We start from the raw sequence: 22,476 nt of genomic DNA, 5'->3' as shown, positions 1-22,476 counted from the left end.
ACGGCCTGGAAATGGAGGGCGGCGTGAACGGATTAATTACTCGGCGCCTCCTTAATGGTTTTTGTCGTCGAATACTATCTTCCATAGTGGTACTGCAGTAGCAAATGTACCACGGTGAGTGGTTAGCCCTGTCGAAATTGCCTCTACCTGTGGGTTGCCATTTCCTATGGCTTGTTGATAGACCATCGGTAATCTGCCCAGGCCGATAGTAATCGCCTCATCAGCTTCGCCATAATAATTTTTCACTAGGCTTTTAATCACCCATCGGTAGGCTTGTGTGTCAGCAATTAATCGGCCATAAGCCGATGCTGCAAAAAACTGAGAGTTAAAATATTCTTTCTTAATTAGCTTCCGTAAGTCCGTGGGTATGTCGGCTGGGTCGTACTGCTGCCTCTCATACGCTTTGCGAGAAACTTCAAAATAGTCTTCATTTATTATTGATCTAGCCAAGCCAGGGATTCCATAATAGTGTTCAAATGAAAAGCTCGAGAGAATAAATAACGTAGGTACCCAGTCGGCATCGTTGGCTCTCGGGAAGTTTAGAAAACCACTCAGCGTTATGAAAATATCAGTTGGTGCACTGGCAGTCACTGCTGCCTGCACGGGGATGTTTGCCTTTTCTAACTTTTCAAGAAAGGCCATCGTGACGAAGCCGCCTTGTGACCAGCCAGCTAAAAATAAATTACGTGTATTGATTTGCATATGGCTAAGGACTGCTTTACTGGCGACCAACATATCGTAACTGGATTGCTGATGGCTAGCCTTCACCATATAACCTTCTGGCTCAGTGGATTTTCCCAAACCAAAGTAATCTGCACCTATGACGATATAACCCTGCCCGGCAAACTGAGCAATCATTAGCGCCGTTTCAGTCGATTGCTCGGGAAAAGAAGGGACTTGTTGCTTGCCATAGACTGTGCCGTGTTGATAAGAAACAATTGAAAGGTTAGAAGAATCTATATCTGGTATTGCAAGTAGTCCTGTGGCTATAGTGGGTTGATTGCCACGCTCTGGTATAACTGAAGGGTAGGTTATTCTATACAAGCTTACGCCGTTTGTTGCAGGTGAGTATTTCACAGTGACACCGAAAAATTCAGGCGCAAGCTGCTGGAGAATATTATTAAGCTTGTTCGGGGACCAATACCCAATCAATTCAAGTTTTACTTCGGATGAAACCACTGTTAATGTCTGTGTGCTTTTTGCCTGAGCAGTTGTTGCCAATGGCAGTAGAAAAAAAATAAGTGTCACTGCATGCACTAGTTTGTATAGGTGGTTCATGGGGTTTCCTTGTGTTGGTGTTCAAGATTTTTGATATTGGAAATAAATATTATCTTTTGATGTCTCTCGATTTTTATGGACGCTCCGATCAACTTGCCGAAAAGTGGCGGCAAGTTGGTCGTAGCATCCCTAAGCGACGGTTTCTTTTTTAACCGCCCCCCCCCGATTTCTATCGCGGCCACTCCAGTAACCGAAAATTGACCCGCTCGCTCGAAATGCTGCCTCTTAAAGAGCAGAGCTCTCAGCAGGGAGTGTCCGTTCTTCCTGTCGACGGTCAGTGGTAATCAGGAATCATTGTCCTACAATACTTTCGGGGAAAGTAATGTTTCCGAGCCGGTTTGTGCACGAGCCTGTGAGAAGTGGTGAATTCACATTAATTGAGCTTCTGTCTTGCACTGTGTTTGCCGAAACTAGTCCATTATTGGTGTCAAAGTTTGAAAGGTGATGAAATTGAAAATTTACTTTCGGGTGATTATAGCAATTACAGCTGCATATGCCTCGCTTACATGGGCTGCCCCTGAGTTGCAGGTGAAGTTTCACATGGGCATTGGCAACGGTAAGACCCAGGAGGTCGGCGGCACCCTTGTTAATGTAGGGGATGCGCCTATTACTCAAGGGTATCTGGTGATTACGCCTATAGCGACCCAATGTCACCCCAAGGCAAGCATTCTCTATACGTTTGGATTGTTAGCTCCCGGTGAGGAGCAGCCGTTTCGCGTTCCGGTTATCGAACGTTTTTCCAGCTATCGACTGCAGATGGGCGCTTTTGATGAACAAGGGTTTGCTGTTACGGCCAAGGATGCCAATCAGGCCATCCTGGATGGACGCATTGGCGAAGAGCGCGAGAAGTGTAACGCCGCTCGAGAGAATTAAAATCATAAAATGTTAAATGAGTGTTTTTGGTTCTTGCGCCATTTCATTGTTGGCGCATAACTGCGCTTCACTGTGCAGCCACTGAAAGTAAGCAATGAAGTCCAAGTGTTGGACTATTAAGGAGGCCTGCACCTTTGGGTGCTCGCTTGATAGATTTTTCTTGGGTAGAGTTTAATGATTTTCTTTCAAAATAAAAAAGCGTTCACCTATTTGACCCTGCTGTTCTTTACAGGTCATATCGCCTCGTCGGTGGCTGCGCCTTATCAGAAAACTGTCGCGGCAGAGCAAGTTCTGCAATACATTATCTACCCACCGGTTCAAGGTGAGACATTACAAGCTATTGCCGAACGCTTTTCTCTGCCGGTCAGTGCATTGACATCATTGCGCGAACAATTTAAAGCCTACGGCTGGTCATCCAGCTCGGTACTAGTACCTTATAGTCCGCAGGGTGAGGCACGGCTGTATAGCAATTACCTCGTCTATCAACTCAAGCCCGGTGAAACCCTGGCCGCAGTTGCCGGAAAATTTAACCGTTCCACTCGTGAACTTTCAGCCTTAAACGGGCAGGTTATGCTGGCCAGCAAACTGGCCACGCTCCAGGCAGGCGACTTCATTTTGGTGCCCGGTCCGGTGGGCTTTGCAGGCAATGGCAAGCTGAGTGCGGCACAGCTCAAAGAACAGGATCAACTGACCAGTGCCTTAGCGCAGGAGGTGGTGGGTGCTGCCCAACTGTTGGGGGCCAACCAGAAAAAAGGCGCAGACCCAACCGGGATGCTGACTCAGCGTGCCATGGGCGGGGTGACCGGCGGTGCGTCTCGCGAGATCGAGAAGTTCCTCGGCGCCAATGGCACCGCTAAGGTCGGAATCCAGGCCAACGTCAACAGCGGCCAGGTCGGCTACTCGCTGGATTACCTCCAGCCGTTGTACGAGCGTGACATCGACATTGTCTTCGCTCAAATAGGCGCACGCACCTTTGGCGAACGCAATCTGGCCAACGTCGGACTGGGGTATCGCAAGCAAGTGGACCCGCATTGGGTATTGGGGGTAAACGGCTTTCTCGATCAGGACATGTCTCGCAACCACACCCGTGGCGGCATCGGAGGCGAAGCCTGGACCGATCAGGCGCGCTTCTCGGCTAACTACTACGCCCCACTCAGCGGCTGGAAACACTCCAACGATCATCGGCTGAACAGTAATCCAGACACCCGCTTCCTTCAGGAACGTGCCGCTAAGGGCTGGGACGCTAATGTGGAAACCGCGATGCCCGGCATTCAACAGCTGTCGCTCTCTGGTAAATACTTCCAGTGGCAGGGCGACCGCGTCGACGTCTCAGGTAGCCGTAGTCAGACGGAAAAAAATCCTAAAGGCTATACCTTGGGTGCCAAGTATCAACCGATCCCTTTGCTTAACTTGAACGCTCAACATACCAAAGTTACCGGTGGCCTTGGGGGCTGGGAGCTGGGCATGGGGCTGACTTGGGACTTCGATAAATCACTCAATGAATTGCTTGATCCGGAAAAAGCTATTGCCCTACGCCCACTGGCACAAGCCAAGACCGATATCGTCAATCGCAACTACAACATCGTTCTTGAGTATCAGGAAAAAGACAAGTATGCGCCGCTGACCTTTGCGCTGAGTAACATGAGCATGATGGTGGGAACCAGTGATCCTGGTATGCGTGTTCAAGGCGGGCGCCAAGGTTTGGTGACCTACTCATCCTCTGACCCACTGGCACTGAGCGTCGACTCCGTGACCGGTGTGTTGAGTGCTCTGGTGCTTGGTACGGTGACCATTACTGCCGTTGAACACGATGGAGCCGGTAAAGTTTTCGGTTCAGCCAGTTATACCGTCACCGTAACTCCCAATACCTTGGTGCCGGCAGTTAATGTAACGGCCATCAATGGCAGCCTCAGCGTGGGTTCGACGTTAACGGGGGTCTATACCTTTACATCTAACGGCGGTGAGCCCACCGACAAATCAACAATGGTTTGGCTTAACGGCGGCCATACCGAGACTGATAACACCTATTTGCTCGACGGTGCCGACGTTGGCAGCGTGTTGACGTTTCAGGTTACCGCGCAAAACGGTGCTGGAATTATCGGTAATACCTCCAGCATGAACACGGCCAGCTCAATTGATACACAGATCCCGGTAGTGATCATTCAGGACCACGCCGGCAACACGTTGAATGGTGTTCCTTTGGTGGGTGACGTACTCACTGCGATGGTGGTGTGTGCCACTAGTTGTAGTGCCAGTAGCTTCCTCTACCAATGGGAAGAAGAAACCACCCCAGGCAGCGGCGTGTATGTCGATGTGGCAGGGGCGACGGGACAAACCTTCACAATCCAACCGGGGTATCAACTCAAGCGGGTTCGGGTGACGGTTGAATCCCAAAAAGTCACGCCCTAGATGACGCATTCACTGCGGTCACGGGTTCACTGGACGCGCTGAAGGGTACAGATGAAGGGTTATGAGGCTTTGTCCCAGGGACATCTGTGCCGTGGCAGTGGCCCTGCAACTGCTGTGGTGGGTGGGCAAATGGCGGGATGTCACCGGATGCCCGGCTTGTTACGGATCTTGTTTTTAACCTAGGTGTGGTGGCCAGGCGCGTAAGCCGCGGATGCGTAGGCAGAGCAGTGGACGTTCGATAGCAGTCTTCTGCCGCGCAGAGCGTCTTCTCGGTGCTTGGTCTTTTGAATATTCGAATTCTCTTTTTCAGGTTTAGATAGCGCTCATGAAGTTATTCAGAAACAAGATCACCGCTGGAATATTGATTGCATCGCAATTTATGTACGGTGTGCCGGTGTATGCGGAAAAATACACTTCCGAGCCCACTTCTCGGATTAACGGGCGAGCCCCGGTCGCCAGTAACCTTGCGTTTGACAAGCTGATACCGGCATTTGGCGACACCGTTACGCTGACCTATGATTTTAGCGACCTGGATGGGGACTTGGAGCAAGGGACCACAGTGCAATGGCTGCGCGATGGTCAACCTATTCAAGGCGCAACTGCGTTCAGTTACACCGTGGCTGAGAGCAACGGTGATCGTCCAGGCGAACGGCTGAGCGTAGAGGTCACGCCTAGGACCGACCCTGCGCGCTCCGAGCCGTCCGTGGGCCAAGTCGCAAGCCTGGAGACAACTGTGTACGGTGATCCAGCGGCGAAGCCGGTGGTCTCTGATTTGAACATCGTGGGTAAGCTGAGCATCGGTGAAGCCCTGACCGGCGTGTACAGCTATGACGACAACGGCAGTGGCTCGGCTGATGCGTCGACCTATAAGTGGGGTGTGAAAGACTCGACGGCCAATGGTGTTGCGAGCGGCGATAAGGTCATCAACAGCGGTGTGGTGCCAGGTTATACCCTACGTGATACCGATGCCGGTCAGGTGCTGGAAGTGTCGGTGCAGGCGAAGAACCAGGCCGGCACCGTGGGCAACACGGACACCAAGACGACGGCGAACTCGACCGGTACCACCGGCGGTGACGGTGCAGGGGGTGTGATTAACCTGAACGTCGCCCCGGTCATCGCTGACCTTACGATCAACGGCAAGCTGAATGTGGGTGAAAACCTGACGGGTCAGTACACATACGATGCCAACGGCAGTGGCTCGGCTGATGCGTCGACCTATAAGTGGGGTGTGAAAGACTCGACGGCCAATGGTGTTGCGAGCGGCGATCAGGTCACCAACAGCGGTGTGGTGCCAGGTTATACCCTACGTGATACCGATGCCGGTCAGGTGCTGGAAGTGTCGGTGCAGGCGAAGAATCAGGCCGGCACCGTGGGCAACACGGACACCAAGACGACGGCGAACTCGACCGGTACCACCGGCGGTGACGGTGCAGGGGGTGTGATTAACCTGAACGTCGCCCCGGTCATCGCTGACCTTACGATCAACGGCAAGCTGAATGTGGGTGAAAACCTGACGGGTCAGTACACATACGATGCCAACGGCAGTGGCTCGGCTGATGCGTCGACCTATAAGTGGGGTGTGAAAGACTCGACGGCCAATGGTGTTGCGAGCGGCGATAAGGTCATCAACAGCGGTGTGGTGCCAGGTTATACCCTACGTGATACCGATGCCGGTCAGGTGCTGGAAGTGTCGGTGCAGGCGAAGAACCAGGCCGGCACCGTGGGCAACACGGACACCAAGACGACGGCGAACTCGACCGGTACCACCGGCGGTGACGGTGCAGGGGGTGTGATTAACCTGAACGTCGCCCCGGTCATCGCTGACCTTACGATCAACGGCAAGCTGAATGTGGGTGAAAACCTGACGGGTCAGTACACATACGATGCCAACGGCAGTGGCTCGGCTGATGCGTCGACCTATAAGTGGGGTGTGAAAGACTCGACGGCCAATGGTGTTGCGAGCGGCGATCAGGTCACCAACAGCGGTGTGGTGCCAGGTTATACCCTACGTGATACCGATGCCGGTCAGGTGCTGGAAGTGTCGGTGCAGGCGAAGAATCAGGCCGGCACCGTGGGCAACACGGACACCAAGACGACGGCGAACTCGACCGGTACCACCGGCGGTGACGGTGCAGGGGGTGTGATTAACCTGAACGTCGCCCCGGTCATCGCTGACCTTACGATCAACGGCAAGCTGAATGTGGGTGAAAACCTGACGGGTCAGTACACATACGATGCCAACGGCAGTGGCTCGGCTGATGCGTCGACCTATAAGTGGGGTGTGAAAGACTCGACGGCCAATGGTGTTGCGAGCGGCGATAAGGTCATCAACAGCGGTGTGGTGCCAGGTTATACCCTACGTGATACCGATGCCGGTCAGGTGCTGGAAGTGTCGGTGCAGGCGAAGAACCAGGCCGGCACCGTGGGCAACACGGACACCAAGACGACGGCGAACTCGACCGGTACCACCGGCGGTGACGGTGCAGGGGGTGTGATTAACCTGAACGTCGCCCCGGTCATCGCTGACCTTACGATCAACGGCAAGCTGAATGTGGGTGAAAACCTGACGGGTCAGTACACATACGATGCCAACGGCAGTGGCTCGGCTGATGCGTCGACCTATAAGTGGGGTGTGAAAGACTCGACGGCCAATGGTGTTGCGAGCGGCGATCAGGTCACCAACAGCGGTGTGGTGCCAGGTTATACCCTACGTGATACCGATGCCGGTCAGGTGCTGGAAGTGTCGGTGCAGGCGAAGAATCAGGCCGGCACCGTGGGCAACACGGACACCAAGACGACGGCGAACTCGACCGGTACCACCGGCGGTGACGGTGCAGGGGGTGTGATTAACCTGAACGTCGCCCCGGTCATCGCTGACCTTACGATCAACGGCAAGCTGAATGTGGGTGAAAACCTGACGGGTCAGTACACATACGATGCCAACGGCAGTGGCTCGGCTGATGCGTCGACCTATAAGTGGGGTGTGAAAGACTCGACGGCCAATGGTGTTGCGAGCGGCGATCAGGTCACCAACAGCGGTGTGGTGCCAGGTTATACCCTACGTGATACCGATGCCGGTCAGGTGCTGGAAGTGTCGGTGCAGGCGAAGAATCAGGCCGGCACCGTGGGCAACACGGACACCAAGACGACGGCGAACTCGACCGGTACCACCGGCGGTGACGGTGCAGGGGGTGTGATTAACCTGAACGTCGCCCCGGTCATCGCTGACCTTACGATCAACGGCAAGCTGAATGTGGGTGAAAACCTGACGGGTCAGTACACATACGATGCCAACGGCAGTGGCTCGGCTGATGCGTCGACCTATAAGTGGGGTGTGAAAGACTCGACGGCCAATGGTGTTGCGAGCGGCGATAAGGTCATCAACAGCGGTGTGGTGCCAGGTTATACCCTACGTGATACCGATGCCGGTCAGGTGCTGGAAGTGTCGGTGCAGGCGAAGAATCAGGCCGGCACCGTGGGCAACACGGACACCAAGACGACGGCGAACTCGACCGGTACCACCGGCGGTGACGGTGCAGGGGGTGTGATTAACCTGAACGTCGCCCCGGTCATCGCTGACCTTACGATCAACGGCAAGCTGAATGTGGGTGAAAACCTGACGGGTCAGTACACATACGATGCCAACGGCAGTGGCTCGGCTGATGCGTCGACCTATAAGTGGGGTGTGAAAGACTCGACGGCCAATGGTGTTGCGAGCGGCGATAAGGTCATCAACAGCGGTGTGGTGCCAGGTTATACCCTACGTGATACCGATGCCGGTCAGGTGCTGGAAGTGTCGGTGCAGGCGAAGAACCTTGCTGGTGTAGCCGGCAATGTGGAGACCAAGACGACGGCGAACTCGACGGGTGGCACAGGCGGCACAGTGATCGACTCCTCCAAGAAGCCGCAGATCGATAAGCTGAGCATCAGCGGTATTCTGGATCAGAATCAGGTACTGACAGCAACCTATACCTACAATGATCCGAACGGCGGGTCGGATAGTTCGACCTATGCATGGGGCCTGGTAGGCACAACAGAAGGGGCTGTCGACAATTCGACGGACGTGGTAACTGGTAACGGCACCGTGCAGTCGCCGCCCTTGGATCTGGCGACATATTCTGGTCGCGTGGTGGAATTGACAATGTTGCCTAAAAATAATCTGGAAGTACCGTTGATTGGCAACAAGGTAATGGCTACTACAGAGCTCCCCCCTAGTGTCACTGATCTGAAAATTAAGCGACCTACTTCCGAAGGATATACCGTCATGGTCGGTCAGACCCTAGAGGCAGAATTTAAACCCGTTGGCAACAATATCGGAGTGACGAATAAGATCCAATGGTACCGGGCTGCGAATGCCATTCCTACGGCTACCAACAAAACCTACCAGCTAGTCTTCGCCGATCAAAATGAGACTATTACCTTTAAAGTGACACCGGTTTCAACGACAAACTTGAATGGCGTAGAAAAAATTTCTGCCTCGCTAGGGCCTGTCGCAAGTGCGATAAGACCGTTCATTCAACCAAAAGCGAAGCGGATGTCATGGAACGCAGCAAGAAACTTTTGCGCATCCCGAGGAGGAAAATTGGCAGAATCAAGCGATTTACAACAGATATTTACCCGTTTAACAGGTGCTGCGCCGGCTGGTTCGGAAAACGCGCAGGGTAATAAAATCATGAACACTATCTACGGATGGCCGTTCACAGAGGACGCTCCGGCGTACTATTATTGGGCCAATGATCAACCCTCTAGTGAAGAAGGTTATGCTGTCGACATGAATAATGGCTATAGAAGCAAAAACTATACAGAGACTAACATGCAGGTGGCCTGCATTGCTGGTTCGAGATAAGTGAAGTTCAAGCGAGATAACCGGGTTTGCTAACGATCTATTGAAGTGCTTGGTGGTGTGCGAGCAAAGTCGCAACTATGGTTTTAGGGAGGGACTGCCGGCAACGGCATGTCCTTTCTGGCTTCACCGGTTTCAGAATGGTGGTAAGTTTTGGTGGCGCGTGCCCTGCGCAAAAAAAACGGCATTTGTTTTCAATAGGGAAACTCCGAACAAGCCCCCAAGTATGCTGAAATACAGCCTCACACCTGCCCAGAGTGCTTCATGAGCCAGCTGAGCTTTTCCGATTTCGAATACGCAAGCAAACACGCCGCGATGGATCAGGTCGTGCCCTGGAGCGGTTTACGGGCGTTGATACGAGCCTTATTATCCGAAGGCTGGCGGTGGCCGCAAACCGTATCCGCTGGATACCATGCTGCGCATTCACTTGCGGCAAAACTGGTTCTTGATCCTGCCATGGAAGAGGCGCTGTATAATCACGCCCATCCGCCAGTTTGCGCACTTGACCCTGAGCGCGCCGATTCCTGAGGATATGGTAGTTGTGAGGTAAATGGTCACCGTAATAAGAGACCACATCCCCAACGACCATAAACGGTGTAAATCCTTCATAGCCACCTTCTGCGCCTTTATAATTCACATAACCACAGACTCCTTCATAGCTTTTACCACTAGCGAAACGCCCCTTGAATTTATAAATAGTTTCAAATTTCGCGGAGTCGGGGTCTGAAATATGTCTGAGCAGCTTCCTTTTTGCATCGACGATTTCGGTCTTGCTTGCAATAGAGTGCTCGACTGTAGGGGGAGCAGGTGGCGCTGGGGGAGGGAGAAGTCCGCAACCTGTAAGTGCAAGAGTGACACCAGCTATGGTTATTTTCTTTAACCTTTTCCAAAATCCTTTTTCTAGTGCTTTAGCGCCGAATCAGCATCGTAATGTGCTAATTCGATGTGTCGATAGAGATGCACAGCACCGCCTTATCGAATCCTGCTTGGGAATCCATACTGCGACAAGAGTTGTGATTTTTTTGTTCCTGCTTAGTCGCCGAAGCGCATGACCGACTGTATCGCGATGGTATTGGCGTAGAACTCTCTTATGAATAGTACGAATGTGCTAGATGGCCCTTTGCCTCATGTCCAGGGTGTGAAACTATTTTCTTCAAAAATAACGGCAAAGGGCCGCCCCTATGATCGCTTTTACAAGGCATCTCCTGCCTGCCTGCCGCATTACTGTGTAGTGCCCTCGCTGCCCAAGCGAGCGAAGTGCTGAAGGGCGACTTCTGGGTCGTTCACTACCAGGGTGCCTTGGGCAAGAATCAAGTGTTCATCGCAGACGGCGACCCCACTCACATCGTCAATCGTCCAGGTGGGGCGAAATCATTGGGTGTCTATCAACTTTACGAAGAGCCCGGAAAGCCCGACTTCACCTCTTACGATGTCGAAATCGATTGTGCGAAGAACCGCGTGCGAGTAATGGGTGCAGCGGATTTCCGCAGCGTGTTCAATGGGTTTCGCGATGCGAAGTATTCCAGACAATGGCAGAGCAAACCTGACGCCTGGCTGATGCAAAGCCGTGACTTTGTCTGTAAGCCGACTGAACGCCAGGCCAAGAAGATGGAGCACTTGGGTGTGATGTCCGCGTCGCAAATGAGCAAGGCAGGGCCGCACTTCTTCGAGATATTGAACCGCGAGGCCGCCAAGACGGCCATCCTGCAGAAGATAGATGACGGGTTCGCGCAGATGCCTGCCAAGTAACGCGACCTTCAGGGAGAAGACCTTATGAACCGATTGTTTATGTTGGCCTTGCTCGCCACCTTGCTCAGTGGCTGTGCATCATTGTCGGCCAGCAGTACCTGGAAAGATCGCCCGGTGGGCGAACTGATCGACTTCTTCGGTGTGCCAAGGCAGATCATGGTGGCGCCGGAGGAAGATATGGTAGTGCTTAGGTATGTACGTGACAGTAGCTATGTCTCACGTGAAGCAGCGGGTACTTACACGGGGCCGCAGAACGGGCAACTTGTGCACGCAGAATACTGGGAAGACGTACAACACTCAGGCAGTTGCGAGATCAATGTGTTCGTCAACAGAGCGCGACTGGTGCAGAAGGTGCGGACGAAAGGGCGTTGTGTAGCGGTCGAGATGGCACCAGTAAGGTAGCGCATGGGCCACTGGCAAGAAGAGGGGCGGGTCTAACTATACGGAGCGGCCTTGCGAGGTGCAGGATTTTAGCGAATGGCATGAATTCATGCGCGCCTGCGAAGACAAGGTGATGGTAAGCATCAATGATCATCCCGAAGTCCGACGGGTGTTTAAAGGGTTCCGCATGGAGGCGATGGATATCCGTTACAGCAGGGCCAACCCGAGGAAGGGTGTAGCAGAAAAAACAGGCGAGCTGGCTATTATGAACTGGTAATGGTCACTATCAGCGCATTGGTGCAATCAGCTCAGGCCCTTTGCTCCGTACGTTGCCCACGGCTTTCTCGACTTTGAACCATTCGAACACCTCCGATGATTTGCCCTGGTGCAATACCATCTGCTCGGCACGCTCCTTGGGCGTGCCCGGGTCCAGACATTCCCTGGCCAACTCCGGCGTGAGCACCACAGGCCGCCGGTCGTGAAGGTCTACCATGCCGCCGGCGCTGTCGGCGGTGATGATCACAAAGCCGTCATGCTCGCCTTGGCCTTCATCTGCGTCGGGTAGCTGGCCTACGGTCGCGCACAGCACCGGCGCGCCATCTCCATGGGGAATTCGCGGACGTGGGGGCGAACGGTGTTCTTGAAAACCGCTCGGCATATGCTGAGATATGCGGGGCTGCCGATGCCCTGATGAAACGCGGCGCGGTTTCTAGGACCGTCGCCAGCTTTGTGTTGGCCATAGGAATGCCTCGCCACTCACCATGGCCAAAGAGGGCGAGTCGTACGATTTGAAGGTCATGATCACGCTGCACATCCTGGTGCCGGATCTGCCCCCACAGGAAGAGCTGCCGCCACCTGCGCTTGATCCTGTGGTGGCTGCACAAACCCAGATCGCGCACTTGCGAGCCGAGGCGGATTACGCAATCAGGCACCTGCAGGATGCAGTCGATATCGACGACGCTACAGCGGCAGAGCTGACGCCCCTCAAGGCCTGTAAGAAGTACCGCGTGGTCCTGAGCCGCGTGCCTGAGCAGGAAGGGTACCCGCTCGCAATTGATTGGCCCGCCGCGTCCTAGTACCGCGCTGTTGATCTCGGAACTCAGGTGTGGCAACGGCGGTTTCAAAGTATTTCGTACAGGCCCTGGGCGATTATTAAACAGCGTTACTGGATCACGGAAAGCGCTTTTTTTACAAGTTGCGATCACACGCAACTCAAGGCGGTGAAACGGTAATCACCGTGAAACCGGTGAACTTGCCGGGTGTGACTGCTCCCGTGGGGGTACTCAGTGTCGAGGTAATGTCTAATTTGCTGGTTTGACCATCAGTAACATTCACATTGATGCCTCTAGTCGCGTCCTTGCCATTTACGGTGATCTTTGAGAATAGAGTCCAATAGTCGTCGAGTTGCACGCCTAAAGAGTTTGTCCTGGATGCTGAAACTGTAACGTTAGTTGAGCCTCGGCACTGCAAATCGAGCTGGGTTGAAGCCTTTGCTCCTGATAATTTATTGTCGGGAAGGCTTCCATGGTCAATAGTGGCATTCCCCGATATTTCGCATTGAACTGCTACAGGGCCAACTCTGGCGCATGGCCCGAAAGGATTATAGGCGCCGCCGACACTGGGGCCGACTCGGGAGTACGTAAATGTTATGCAGATATTATTATCGGCATATTGACGAGGAACTAGAATCGATCCACTTAGAGGGATTCTAAATCCTTTCATCTGTAGGTCTGAGAGTAATTGGCCCAAAGTAGACGCGCCATGGCGAACAGGTACCTCCCAAGAGTTGTACTCTCCTACATAGATAATCGAATATGGCTGCAGCGCAGCAATGCCAATTGTGCATAAAGTTAATTGTGGGTCGTCGGATGCGCAAGGGCTCGGGCTGGTGTCGCCAGTTGTCCACCCGCTTACTAGGAAATAATAGCGCACCCCGCCCGATTCTATACGACTGTCTGTTGTGGTGAGGGTGTAGTAGGCCTGTGCTTGTAACGCTGAGGCCCATAATAGTATCCCAGCGAAAACTTTTTGCAGCACCGTTACGGAAATTTTTTTCATGTTGATTACTCGTAACTTAGGGAAAAAGTAAGAGATGCTTCAAAATCACCAAGCCCTAGGGCGTGATTAGCAAGTGCCTTGGGCTCGCCTTGCAGGTAAGTATTGAAGCTGAGCAAATTGTCGCCGATAGTTAGCGGCCCCATGCGGTGAGTCTTGTTCAATGGCAGGGCAGTGCCACTTTTAGTTTCCAGCCCGACCAGCAGACCTTTTACTGTGGCGCTTTGAAGCACCAGCAGCCCGGGAGGCTCTTTGCTTTCATTGCCGCTGAAGGTGATGCTGACCATACGTTTGCCGACATCCGGGTCACAGTTGGTCAGGTGTAGTTCAATCGGGAGACCCTTAGTTCTGCCGTTGAGATAAAGATCCTTGTCGATTACGGTGCTGAAGTCCCGCAGAATCTCCCTGTCATTCTCCGCGAGCACACAAGGTTCATTAACCAACGTGCCAGAAAAGTACAGGTTGTCCGGTGTCGCCTGCGCTGCAGGCAACCATAGGCTTACAACTAACCAGGCACTTAAGGTGGTCGTGTACTTACCCATAGATACTCCTAGTATAGTTCGGCCATCAAAAGCGCTGAGGCGGTAAAGTCAGTGCTGGGCAACTGAGCAGCGGGGAGCTTTACCGGTACGGCTTCGAGCAGCGGTGGCGTCGATGCGCTGACATCGATCTCTCGAGATTCGTTCGGAATCAGCACCGTGCCACCGAGCAGTACTTTGATGCCTAGGTTGTCCACCGAGGTCTTCAGGGCAGTAGGCTCGAAGTCTGCGTACGCTCCTTTGAGAGTCAGGCGCATGTGCCAGGCGATACCAGTGCCAGCCGCACCCGGACATTCGATCTGATAGGCGATCGCCTGGCGATAAAGCTCACCATCAATGCGATTGACGGCGATATTGCGCTCGAAGTGCACATCTATACGGCCACCCTTATTGCTAATAATACAGACGGGGGGCGCCAGCAAATTTCCGGTGAACTGCAGATTGTCTTGGCCCAGACTCGGAAAGCTTAGGGCGGTGAACCATAGTGCCGGTAACATGTAACCTAGTGTCTTCATTGATAGTCGACCACAAGGGTTGCGCCAGCTCTAAACGGACCCGCCTTGATCTCGCTGTTCTGGCGTTTAACCAACACCGCTTGCAATAATGGCTGCCTGCGAGAGTCAAAGTTTGCCCAGGTGTTGATTGCCAGCGGTTCACCGTCTTTTGTTAACGCGATGCCGAGATTTTCATACCCTGGGACTCTCAGCAGCGTGGAGTTGAAACCCGCGTCGTTACCGCGGATCTGCAGGCGTAGATCATTTGTCAACGAGCGTGTGCAGTCGAGGGAGTAGCCCAGGGTAATAGTTTTGTAATGTCCATTGATGCCCGTGGTCTGCACATCGCCAAACGACTGAGTAATAGGTTCGTTTTTGTTAATAACACAAGGAATTGCGGCATATACAATACCTTGAATTCTTACTGCCCGCTCGTTAGCGGGAGAAGTAGATGCACAAGTAACTAGCACGGCGAGAAGTGCAGTTTTTCCGACTTTCATCGCGGGAAATTCAATCATACGTCAGGTACACATTTAGACTGGCGCGAAAGGCGCCGGGGCGCAAAGCGGCTGCGGTGCGTTCAGGACGGATGTAGTACGTCAACTGGCTCTCTCCAGGCGAGACGAACCAGGCCGGTGCAGTGCGGCCTAGGCGTACGTCGTTGCCTTGGACATCGAGTACACGCAGGCCGAAGCCCTCGGCGCCAACCACCTTGATCAGGTCGGGGGTATCGGCATCCGCGACCGCGTTGAAGGCCAGTGTAGCCACCGGTTCAATCGCGCTCCAAACCAGCGTGCCTTGCTGATCATCACGTCGACCACCATCGCTACGCACACAGCCTTGCAACTTCAGCTGCATGGCCACCGGAGCGCCCTGATCGCCAATGCGTGAAAGGCGCGCAGTGCTCAGGTCTCCCAGCGACAAGGTCTGATAGGCGGAGCTCGGATCTAGGTAACAGGCGCTCTCAAGCAAGTTCCCGGTGACTTGGAGTTCGGCCGTCTGTGCAGGAATGCCAGCGGCGTGAGACCAAGTCCAAACACTGGCGTTGCACAGCAAGGCTACCAGGCATCTACGTGTTGCGAGCATCGTGATTTGCCCTCACTTGAACAGGTCATGGCTCGGTGTCAGCGGTTGTTGGCAACGGCGCTGGCGGTGCAGGTACCTGCGGTGCAGCTGAACTGCAGCTGCGGGCGGCCACCGAAATCATTTACGTAGGTCAATACAGGTTTGTCGCCCAGTGACTTGCTGCTGACACCCAGATCCAACTGACCTCTGGGGGTGATCATCAAGGGCTTGAAGTCCGTTGCGCTGGCGGTTTTGAGGTCGGGCGTGGCATCGATCACGGTGATGTAATAAGGCGTCGGGTTGTTCACTAAATAGCGGTCGTTCTGGCGGGTAAGCGTCAGTTTTTCCTGCCAGGGGGCTTCATTGAGACCGGCTTTTGGAGCAATAGCCACGGGGCGATAGAAAAGCTTCACTCGCGTTTGCAGCGCGATCTGCAAAGTGTTTGGTTTATCGCTGCGCGGCGGCACTTCGCGAAGGTTGAAGTAGAACAGTGATTCGCGATCCTGGGGCAGTTGGCCCAGTTCAGGCAGACCTTGAATTTTCACCTGGCTGGTGGTGCCGGCTTCCAGGCGCTGGATTGGAGGCAGTACCACCAGGGGGCTGGTGATCTTCTCGGACTGTTCGTTTTCAATCCAGGCCTGGGCCAAATAGGGCAGTTGGGTATTCTGGTTGCTGACGCTGAGGCTGACCGATTTCTCGCTGCCGGTAAAAATCACCCGGGTACGATCAAGCGACACGGCGGCTTGGCAGGTCTGTGCGGTGCACGCGCCGATCAAAACGAGCAGGGGCAGAGTGTTGCGTTTGAAGCGAGCTTTCATAGAGGTACCTATTGCAATAAATTAAGCGCCAGCGTTATCCACGTCGCTGACTGGCCGGCACATCAGCTCCAGTTGTCGCTCAAGCGATGTAACCCGGTCGGGTAGGGTGAAGGTGCATCGTGCGCTGCCATCCCAATGCAGCGACATGGTTTCGCCTGGCTTTATGCCGCTTAGGTAAGTCGATCCTTCTTCACCGACAATGCCGGTTTCCTGGCCGCGGCTGTTCTGGGCGGTTGCGCCAAAGGGCGGAGCGCGGCGGTTTGCCATGCGAATGATGACCATGGACTTGTAGCCGGCAATAACGTCAAAGCGGCGATAGCCAATCGCGCCCTCGGTCAGGGTCGCCTGGGTGACTGATTGGGTGGCTTCGACGTCGTCGGCCAAGCTGTCCAGAACTATGTTGGCCTGATTCCGGTAGTAGCTGTTCACGTCGCTAATCACAGCCTTGCCGAAACGGTTGGTGCGGGTGACCCCGCCGCTGCCGCGCACCGGTACGCCGGCTACGCCCTGGGTATCAACCAGAAGCCGGGTGCCACCCATGAGGCTGCTACGGTGCAGGGCCGCGCCTTCACCGGTCAGGGTTGCTCCGCCTTGCAAAGACAGGCTCGCCGAGGTGTACTCGCCGGTCTGATAGCTGGCACTGGCCGTTACCTGAGCCTCATCACCATCATGAGAGAGGAAGCCGCTGGCCGTTTCACCGCTTGAGGCCTTGCCTGCGCTGAGCATGTAGTGGTTACGATCATCGATGCGGTCGTAGTAACTCAAGCTATGGCTGCTTTGCCCCTGGTTTACCGATGAGCTGTAGCTGAATGAGCCATTGCTGCCCCAGGGAATGCTGACCGACAGGTAAGCGCCGTCATCTGAGGTGCCGCTGGCCTTGTTCTGGTATGCGGTGAGCGACAGGCTGAGGTTCTTCAACCCTCCCACGTTGAAATAGCGTGACAACGACAGGCTATAGCGATCGCTCGCCTGGCTGTTCCAATAGGTCTGGTGGTTGTAGTTCAAGTACACGCTCAGCGCGGAATCGCGAAACTGTTTGCTTAATGTCGCGGTATACATTTCCTTGCTCTGGTTCAGTGGCTGGCCACCTCGCCGGGCTTCGATGAATTCGTTCATGCTCATGTAGCTCTCCTCGGAGAACCGGTAGCCGGCAAAGGTGACCTGGCTGTCGTACTCGTCGAAGCGTTTGGAGTAACTGGCGCGGTAGGATTTACCGCTCAATGTGCCGCGCTCCGGCAACGTCGCTCGCGACTGTGTAACGTCGACGGACAATGCACCGAACGCCATGAGGTCACGGCCTACACCCACAGCCAGCGAACCGTAGTCCTTGGCGCCGAGGCCACCGCCATACAGCGACCAACCGTTGCTCACCCCCCAGGAAAACTCACCGGTGGCGAATGCCGGGCCATCAAGCTGATGCTCCCAATCAGAGGGTTTGCCGGCAGCTAGCTTGTAGCGCACCGAACCCGGACGGGTCAGGTAGGGGATGCTGGCGGTGTCCATCTGGAATTCTTGGACGCTGCCATCCTGTTCTTCGACGCGCACGTCAAGTTGGCCAGAGACCGCATCGTTGAGGTCTTGGATGCGAAAAGCGCCTGGTGGTACCTGGGTGTCGTAAAGCACTCGGCCTTGCTGGCGAATTACCACGCGCGCGTTGGTGCGGGCTACACCGCTGATTTCTGGGGCATAACCTCTGAGGTTGGGGGGCAGCATGTTGTCGTTACTGCTCAGGTTGCCGCCGGTGTAGCGGAAACTGCCGAACAGGTTCGAGTCCAGGTAGTCCTCACCGAGGATCAGGTTCGAACGTAGCGACGGCACAGCGCGCAAAGCGTAAAAGCGACTCCAGGCAAATTGCTGCTGTGAAGGTTGGTCGGCGCTGCGTTGCATCTGGCTTTGCCAGTCGCCGCGCAAGCGCCAGGCACCCAGGTTGATACCGGCGGTACCATTGCCGCTGAGGTTATCGGTGCGTCCTTTACCTTGTTTGCGTTCGGTGGTCTGGGCGTTGAGGTTGTAATCGAACAGCACGCCGGCGATGCCGTCGTCCCAGCGTGAAGGCGGATCCCAATTTGCCGCCGTGTACTCCAGTTGGTCCTGGGGAATGCTCACGTACAGTGCCGAAGTACTCAGGCTGCCACGTGCCTGCATGCCAGGAACACTACTGAGGTTCAGACAGGCGCCGTCGTGCCACCAGGTCAGGGACTTTAGGACGTGTTCTTTCAGACCCAGTTCCTTGACCAAGGCTGGGGAAAGACAGGCGACGCTGCTTTTCGGATCGTCGTCGGCCGGGAGGTAATCGATCGGGAATTCCGTCAATGTATCGCGGTTCATGTGGACCATCAGGCTGTACTGGCCGGGCATAATGAAGTTGGCCGATGCAAACACTCCAAGATCAAGGTTCTCGCGATCTTTGAGGTCCAATACCTCGGTGTTGAATTGGAATTCTTCGGCTCCATTTACCCACGTCGCGACACAACACAACGCCGTAGCAGCCAATGCCTTACGGTGATCCACGTGACTAAATCCTTGAGCGAAACTGCGCACTGGGTAACTGCAGTTCAGAAGTGCTGAATACTCAGCTTAATCGTGGCGTGATAGTCGCCCGCTTCCAATGTATGTCCACTGCCGACGAGTGACAGCGAGTAGTTAAGAGTCAGCATGTCGGGAGACATACTGCTGTGTTGTAGTAACATGCCGGGTGAAACTAACTTTCCTTCCTGGTCTTTGATTTGTAAGGCAATGCCCTGTGCGACGCCTTGAACACTGAAGTATTTACCATTGGACTCACCTTCAAATGTTAATTGGAAACGCTGCGAAGGTTCAGTGTTGTCGTTCGTGCGGTAAGTAATGCAGTCATTTATAAAAATATTAAGGAGTTGTTTAGATGTAGTATCGCCATTGATTAAACCGTGAAGCGCTGTGGGCTTAAATGCAATCGTCTGGCTATCATTACCCATACGGATAGTGCAGGCGCTATCGACAATGCTTCCGGTCATCTGCACTCGCCCCTTGAGCCCAGTAGTCATCACCGGCTCGGCCAAACAGACAGACCCGCCCAAGGTGCAAAGGGCCAGGGTGACCAGCAATGCGGTTGAACGACTCATCTACGCCTCCGCAAAGTTCTCCGCAGCACGCAGCAAGTGCTGCGGAGTCCTCAGTGACAAAATCCGTTACTGATATGCGAGGGTGAAGTTGGCGAAAGTCTCGAAGTTACCCGGTACGATTTCGGCTGCGGCAAGCATGTCGCCCTGCAGATAAGCATTGAATTGCAGGTAGGTGTCGCCATTGGACAGCGACTGAGCAGGCGAAGCACTGCCCAGTTTGATGAGCGCGCCGGAGTGATCGGCAATGGCCAGGCTTGCACCTTGGGCAGTGCCTTTCAGCGACAGCAGGTCCGGGTTCGACGAGGGCGAACCGGTGAAAGTTGCCGTCGCAGACTTCAGAGCGCCCAGGTCACAGCCGCGCAATTCAATTTTGAAAGGAGTCGGGTTGGATTTGCCGCCGTTTTTCAGGGTTACGTTGGAGATTTGATCCATGTCGACAGTCTGGTACTGCGACTCTTGAGATATTGAACACGGCGAATCGATAATCGCGCCCTTGAAGGTAATCACACCGTGACCCTGATCTTTGGCAACACTGACAGCAGAAGTTGCAGCCAAGGTGATTGCCATTATCGCGCCAGCCAACGTACTAACTTTCATTTGAAACTCCTAAATTGATGTTGGTGTCCTTGAAGGGGACTCAATTGAACTCTCTTTGCGCCGGGGTATCGCCGTACCCTTGAGCTGGAGCCAGTTTAGGAGTGACAGGGGAAGAAATGAGTAGGACGTTGCCTATGCATGATAGGGAAATTTCCTACAAATTTGCTGGTTGGCAGTTAGGGAATCAATGCATTGCGCTTGGCGAACTCGGCCAGATCGACCAGCGAGGCGGCGCCTAGCTTTTGTAGCAATCGGGTTTTATAGGTGCTAACAGTTTTATTGCTGAGAAAGAGCATTTCACCAATCTGCTTATTGGTGTACCCCTGGGCCAGGTGTTGCAATACCGTCACTTCACGGTCTGTTAGGGACTGAATTTGTTCAAGCTCAGTAAGTTGTTCTGCTGAATTGACGCTGTCAAAGGACAGAGAGGGGAAGAAGCTATAGCCGGCGTCTACGGCTTTGATCGCGTTGATCAGGCTGCCCAAGTCTTCTTCTTTATTGACGAAGCCACGAGCGCCCAGCTGGATGCAGCGCCGGCACACTGAATCGGCGGGTTGAGAGGTCAATATTAGAATCTCGCTGCGTACATTCAAGGCTTTGATTCTAGAGATAACGGTATAGCCATCCAGCTTTGGAATGCCAATGTCGAGGACAACCACTTGTGGTGTCAGGTCGCGCACGAGTTGAACAGCGTCGATACCATTGTCTGCTTCGGCGACCACACGCATACCGTGCTTTTCCAGCAGGACCCGGACGGCAAGTCGAATGACCGGGTGATCGTCAACTATAAGAACGCTATGCATAATGTGAGTTCTACCTTGAAAAAACGTTTGTTACGAAGCGGTGTAGTCTCGGCGATATAAGGTTAACACCATTAGCTATTAGCGGCAGAGCTGTAAGTGCAGGATAGTGCTGCCTTAGGAAATTTCCCAGTGCGCATAGGAAAAGTCTCATGGAGATGTAGGAAGCGCTCCTTGCAGACTGTTCGTCCTTTAATTGCGTGCGTGTAGACCTGCAATGCAAGATTTGACTGTTTTGGTGCTGGAGGATGAGCCCTTTCAGCGCCTTGTCACCGTAACAGCGTTGGAAAAGGTGCTTCAGGGACCCATTCTGCAAGCTGCTGGTGGAGAAGAAGCGATTGCTGTCCTGGCCGCTTGTGACGCTGTGGACATCGTCCTCTGTGACCTGAAAATGGCGGGCATGGATGGCCTGGCGTTCTTGCGTCATGCCAGCAGCAGCGGCAAAGTCGGTGCTGTGGTGTTGTGCAGCGAGCTGGATCCGGTTCTACGTCAGGGCACAGTCGCGATGATTCACTGCCTAGGTCTTACTTTTCTGGGCGACCTGGGCAAGCCGTTCAATCTTGATGGGTTTAGCCTATTGGTTAAACGGTACCGGGAATACTGCAGCAGCATTCCCAGACTGTCGCCAGCAGAATTGCCGACCTTGGGCGACGTGCAACGCGGCCTGGATAACGGCGAATTTGAAGCCTACTACCAACCCAAAGTTACTCTCGAGGGCCAACTGCTGGTCGGAGCAGAAGTTTTGGCGCGTTGGACGCACCCGCAGTGGGGCGTTTTATTGCCGGCGCATTTTTTGCCCGTCATGGAAGAACACAATCTGGTCGATAGGATGTTCTGGCAGCTTTTTGACCAGGGCCTGGCCCTGCAGCAAAGACTGGCTGTACAAGGACGGGTGATTAACCTAGCGTTCAATCTGCATCCCGCACAACTGGCGTGCACCGGGCTGGCGGAGCGCATTGCCGTGTTGCTCAAGCAATCGCAGGTGCCAGCGGTCAGCGTGATGTTCGAAATCACTGAAGTCGGTGTCGTGAGTGCGCCGGCCAGTAGCCTGGAGAACTTGGTGCGGCTACGTATGCTTGGCTGTGGCGTAGCCATGGATGATTTTGGCGCTGGTTATTCTTCGCTGGACCGGCTCAGTGAGCTGCCGTTCAGCGAGATCAAGCTCGATCGGGCGTTTATACGCAAGATGCAAAGCCAGCCAAAAAGCGCCGCAATCATCAGTTGTTCTGTTGCGTTAGCCCGAGCGTTGGGGGTCTCGCTGGTTATCGAAGGTGTAGAGACCACCGAGCAACAGGTACGTCTCATTGAGTTGGGCGCCACCCTTGCCCAGGGCTTTCTTTTTGCACGCCCCATGCCGGAAGCTCATTTTATAGACTTCTGTACCGTTCAGGCGGGTTGGGACCGTTGAGGATTGAACGACAGAGGCGACTTTGAACTATTATTGCCTCATCCATGACGGCCCTCCAGTATCATG

The 22,476-nt window shown here is 54.1% G+C and carries 18 protein-coding genes and 3 pseudogenes; 9 read left to right on the top strand and 12 right to left on the bottom strand.

What is annotated here, in order from left to right:
- Positions 1 to 51: 51 nt before the first annotated feature.
- Positions 52 to 1,278, bottom strand: coding sequence for a S9 family peptidase (locus tag K1X80_RS18880; protein WP_220172416.1), 1,227 nt, complete (start codon positions 1,276 to 1,278; stop codon positions 52 to 54).
- 444 nt (positions 1,279 to 1,722) lie between these two features.
- Between K1X80_RS18880 and K1X80_RS18875 the strand changes: the two genes are divergently transcribed.
- From K1X80_RS18875 to K1X80_RS18845, 7 genes and pseudogenes are all read left to right on the top strand, one after another.
- Positions 1,723 to 2,151 (top strand): hypothetical protein, encoded by a 429-nt coding sequence (locus K1X80_RS18875; protein WP_220172415.1) that lies wholly within the window; start codon positions 1,723 to 1,725, stop codon positions 2,149 to 2,151.
- Between the two features lie 174 nt (positions 2,152 to 2,325).
- Positions 2,326 to 4,560 (top strand): ZirU family protein, encoded by a 2,235-nt coding sequence (locus K1X80_RS18870; protein ID WP_220172414.1) that lies wholly within the window; start codon positions 2,326 to 2,328, stop codon positions 4,558 to 4,560.
- A gap of 325 nt (positions 4,561 to 4,885) precedes the next feature.
- A complete protein-coding gene (locus tag K1X80_RS18865) occupies positions 4,886 to 9,406 on the top strand; it encodes a hypothetical protein (RefSeq protein ID WP_220172413.1) in 4,521 nt (1,506 codons plus the stop codon).
- 261 nt (positions 9,407 to 9,667) lie between these two features.
- A pseudogene (locus K1X80_RS18860) lies at positions 9,668 to 9,947 on the top strand (transposase); the annotation flags it as partial.
- Positions 9,948 to 10,660: 713 nt separating this feature from the next.
- On the top strand, positions 10,661 to 11,152 hold the full coding sequence (locus K1X80_RS18855; protein ID WP_225923802.1) for a hypothetical protein: 492 nt from the start codon (positions 10,661 to 10,663) through the stop codon (positions 11,150 to 11,152).
- A 24-nt stretch (positions 11,153 to 11,176) separates the two neighbouring features.
- On the top strand, positions 11,177 to 11,554 hold the full coding sequence (locus K1X80_RS18850) for a hypothetical protein (protein WP_057960160.1): 378 nt from the start codon (positions 11,177 to 11,179) through the stop codon (positions 11,552 to 11,554).
- Between the two features lie 79 nt (positions 11,555 to 11,633).
- Positions 11,634 to 11,810, top strand: a pseudogene (locus tag K1X80_RS18845) (DNA adenine methylase); the annotation flags it as partial.
- Between the two features lie 9 nt (positions 11,811 to 11,819).
- Here K1X80_RS18845 and K1X80_RS18840 read toward each other — a convergent pair.
- Positions 11,820 to 12,134, bottom strand: a pseudogene (locus K1X80_RS18840) (SOS response-associated peptidase family protein); the annotation flags it as partial.
- Positions 12,135 to 12,294: 160 nt separating this feature from the next.
- On the opposite strand from K1X80_RS18840, the gene K1X80_RS18835 reads away from it, so the two are divergent.
- On the top strand, positions 12,295 to 12,609 hold the full coding sequence (locus K1X80_RS18835) for a tail fiber assembly protein (RefSeq protein WP_258571526.1): 315 nt from the start codon (positions 12,295 to 12,297) through the stop codon (positions 12,607 to 12,609).
- A gap of 136 nt (positions 12,610 to 12,745) precedes the next feature.
- Here the strand turns inward: K1X80_RS18835 and K1X80_RS18830 are convergent, their stop codons facing one another.
- The 10 genes from K1X80_RS18830 to K1X80_RS18785 all read right to left on the bottom strand — a co-directional run bounded on the left by K1X80_RS18830 (position 12,746) and on the right by K1X80_RS18785 (position 21,005).
- Entirely contained in the window at positions 12,746 to 13,591 is an 846-nt protein-coding gene (locus K1X80_RS18830) for a hypothetical protein (protein WP_128593367.1), read from the bottom strand.
- 5 nt (positions 13,592 to 13,596) lie between these two features.
- Entirely contained in the window at positions 13,597 to 14,130 is a 534-nt protein-coding gene (locus K1X80_RS18825; RefSeq protein WP_057960158.1) for a fimbrial protein, read from the bottom strand.
- A gap of 8 nt (positions 14,131 to 14,138) precedes the next feature.
- A complete protein-coding gene (locus K1X80_RS18820) occupies positions 14,139 to 14,642 on the bottom strand; it encodes a pilus assembly protein (RefSeq protein WP_220172412.1) in 504 nt (167 codons plus the stop codon).
- On the bottom strand, positions 14,639 to 15,139 hold the full coding sequence (locus tag K1X80_RS18815) for a fimbrial protein (protein WP_169990221.1): 501 nt from the start codon (positions 15,137 to 15,139) through the stop codon (positions 14,639 to 14,641). The genes K1X80_RS18820 and K1X80_RS18815 overlap by 4 nt, the downstream gene beginning before the upstream one ends.
- Positions 15,132 to 15,707, bottom strand: coding sequence for a fimbrial protein (locus tag K1X80_RS18810; protein WP_081044279.1), 576 nt, complete (start codon positions 15,705 to 15,707; stop codon positions 15,132 to 15,134). Before K1X80_RS18810 ends, K1X80_RS18815 begins: the two co-directional genes overlap by 8 nt.
- A 38-nt stretch (positions 15,708 to 15,745) precedes the next feature.
- A complete protein-coding gene (locus K1X80_RS18805) occupies positions 15,746 to 16,504 on the bottom strand; it encodes a fimbria/pilus periplasmic chaperone (RefSeq protein WP_169990223.1) in 759 nt (252 codons plus the stop codon).
- Positions 16,505 to 16,525: 21 nt separating this feature from the next.
- Positions 16,526 to 19,015 carry an outer membrane usher protein gene (locus K1X80_RS18800; protein ID WP_152987962.1) on the bottom strand — a complete coding sequence of 830 codons (2,490 nt, stop codon included), beginning with the start codon at positions 19,013 to 19,015 and terminating at the stop codon, positions 16,526 to 16,528.
- A 44-nt stretch (positions 19,016 to 19,059) separates the two neighbouring features.
- Positions 19,060 to 19,605 carry a fimbrial protein gene (locus tag K1X80_RS18795; RefSeq protein WP_220172411.1) on the bottom strand — a complete coding sequence of 182 codons (546 nt, stop codon included), beginning with the start codon at positions 19,603 to 19,605 and terminating at the stop codon, positions 19,060 to 19,062.
- Between the two features lie 66 nt (positions 19,606 to 19,671).
- Positions 19,672 to 20,202, bottom strand: coding sequence for a fimbrial protein (locus tag K1X80_RS18790; protein WP_220172410.1), 531 nt, complete (start codon positions 20,200 to 20,202; stop codon positions 19,672 to 19,674).
- A gap of 176 nt (positions 20,203 to 20,378) precedes the next feature.
- Positions 20,379 to 21,005 (bottom strand): response regulator transcription factor, encoded by a 627-nt coding sequence (locus K1X80_RS18785; RefSeq protein ID WP_057960151.1) that lies wholly within the window; start codon positions 21,003 to 21,005, stop codon positions 20,379 to 20,381.
- Positions 21,006 to 21,219: 214 nt separating this feature from the next.
- Between K1X80_RS18785 and K1X80_RS18780 the strand changes: the two genes are divergently transcribed.
- A complete protein-coding gene (locus tag K1X80_RS18780) occupies positions 21,220 to 22,410 on the top strand; it encodes an EAL domain-containing protein (RefSeq protein ID WP_057960150.1) in 1,191 nt (396 codons plus the stop codon).
- Positions 22,411 to 22,476 lie beyond the last annotated feature (66 nt).

The sequence above is a fragment of the Pseudomonas sp. So3.2b genome, from assembly GCF_019464415.1.
Lineage (GTDB): Bacteria > Pseudomonadota > Gammaproteobacteria > Pseudomonadales > Pseudomonadaceae > Aquipseudomonas > Aquipseudomonas shahriarae.
The sequence above is the reverse complement of the archived record's forward strand: the minus strand, read 5'-3'. Positions and strand labels throughout refer to the sequence as shown.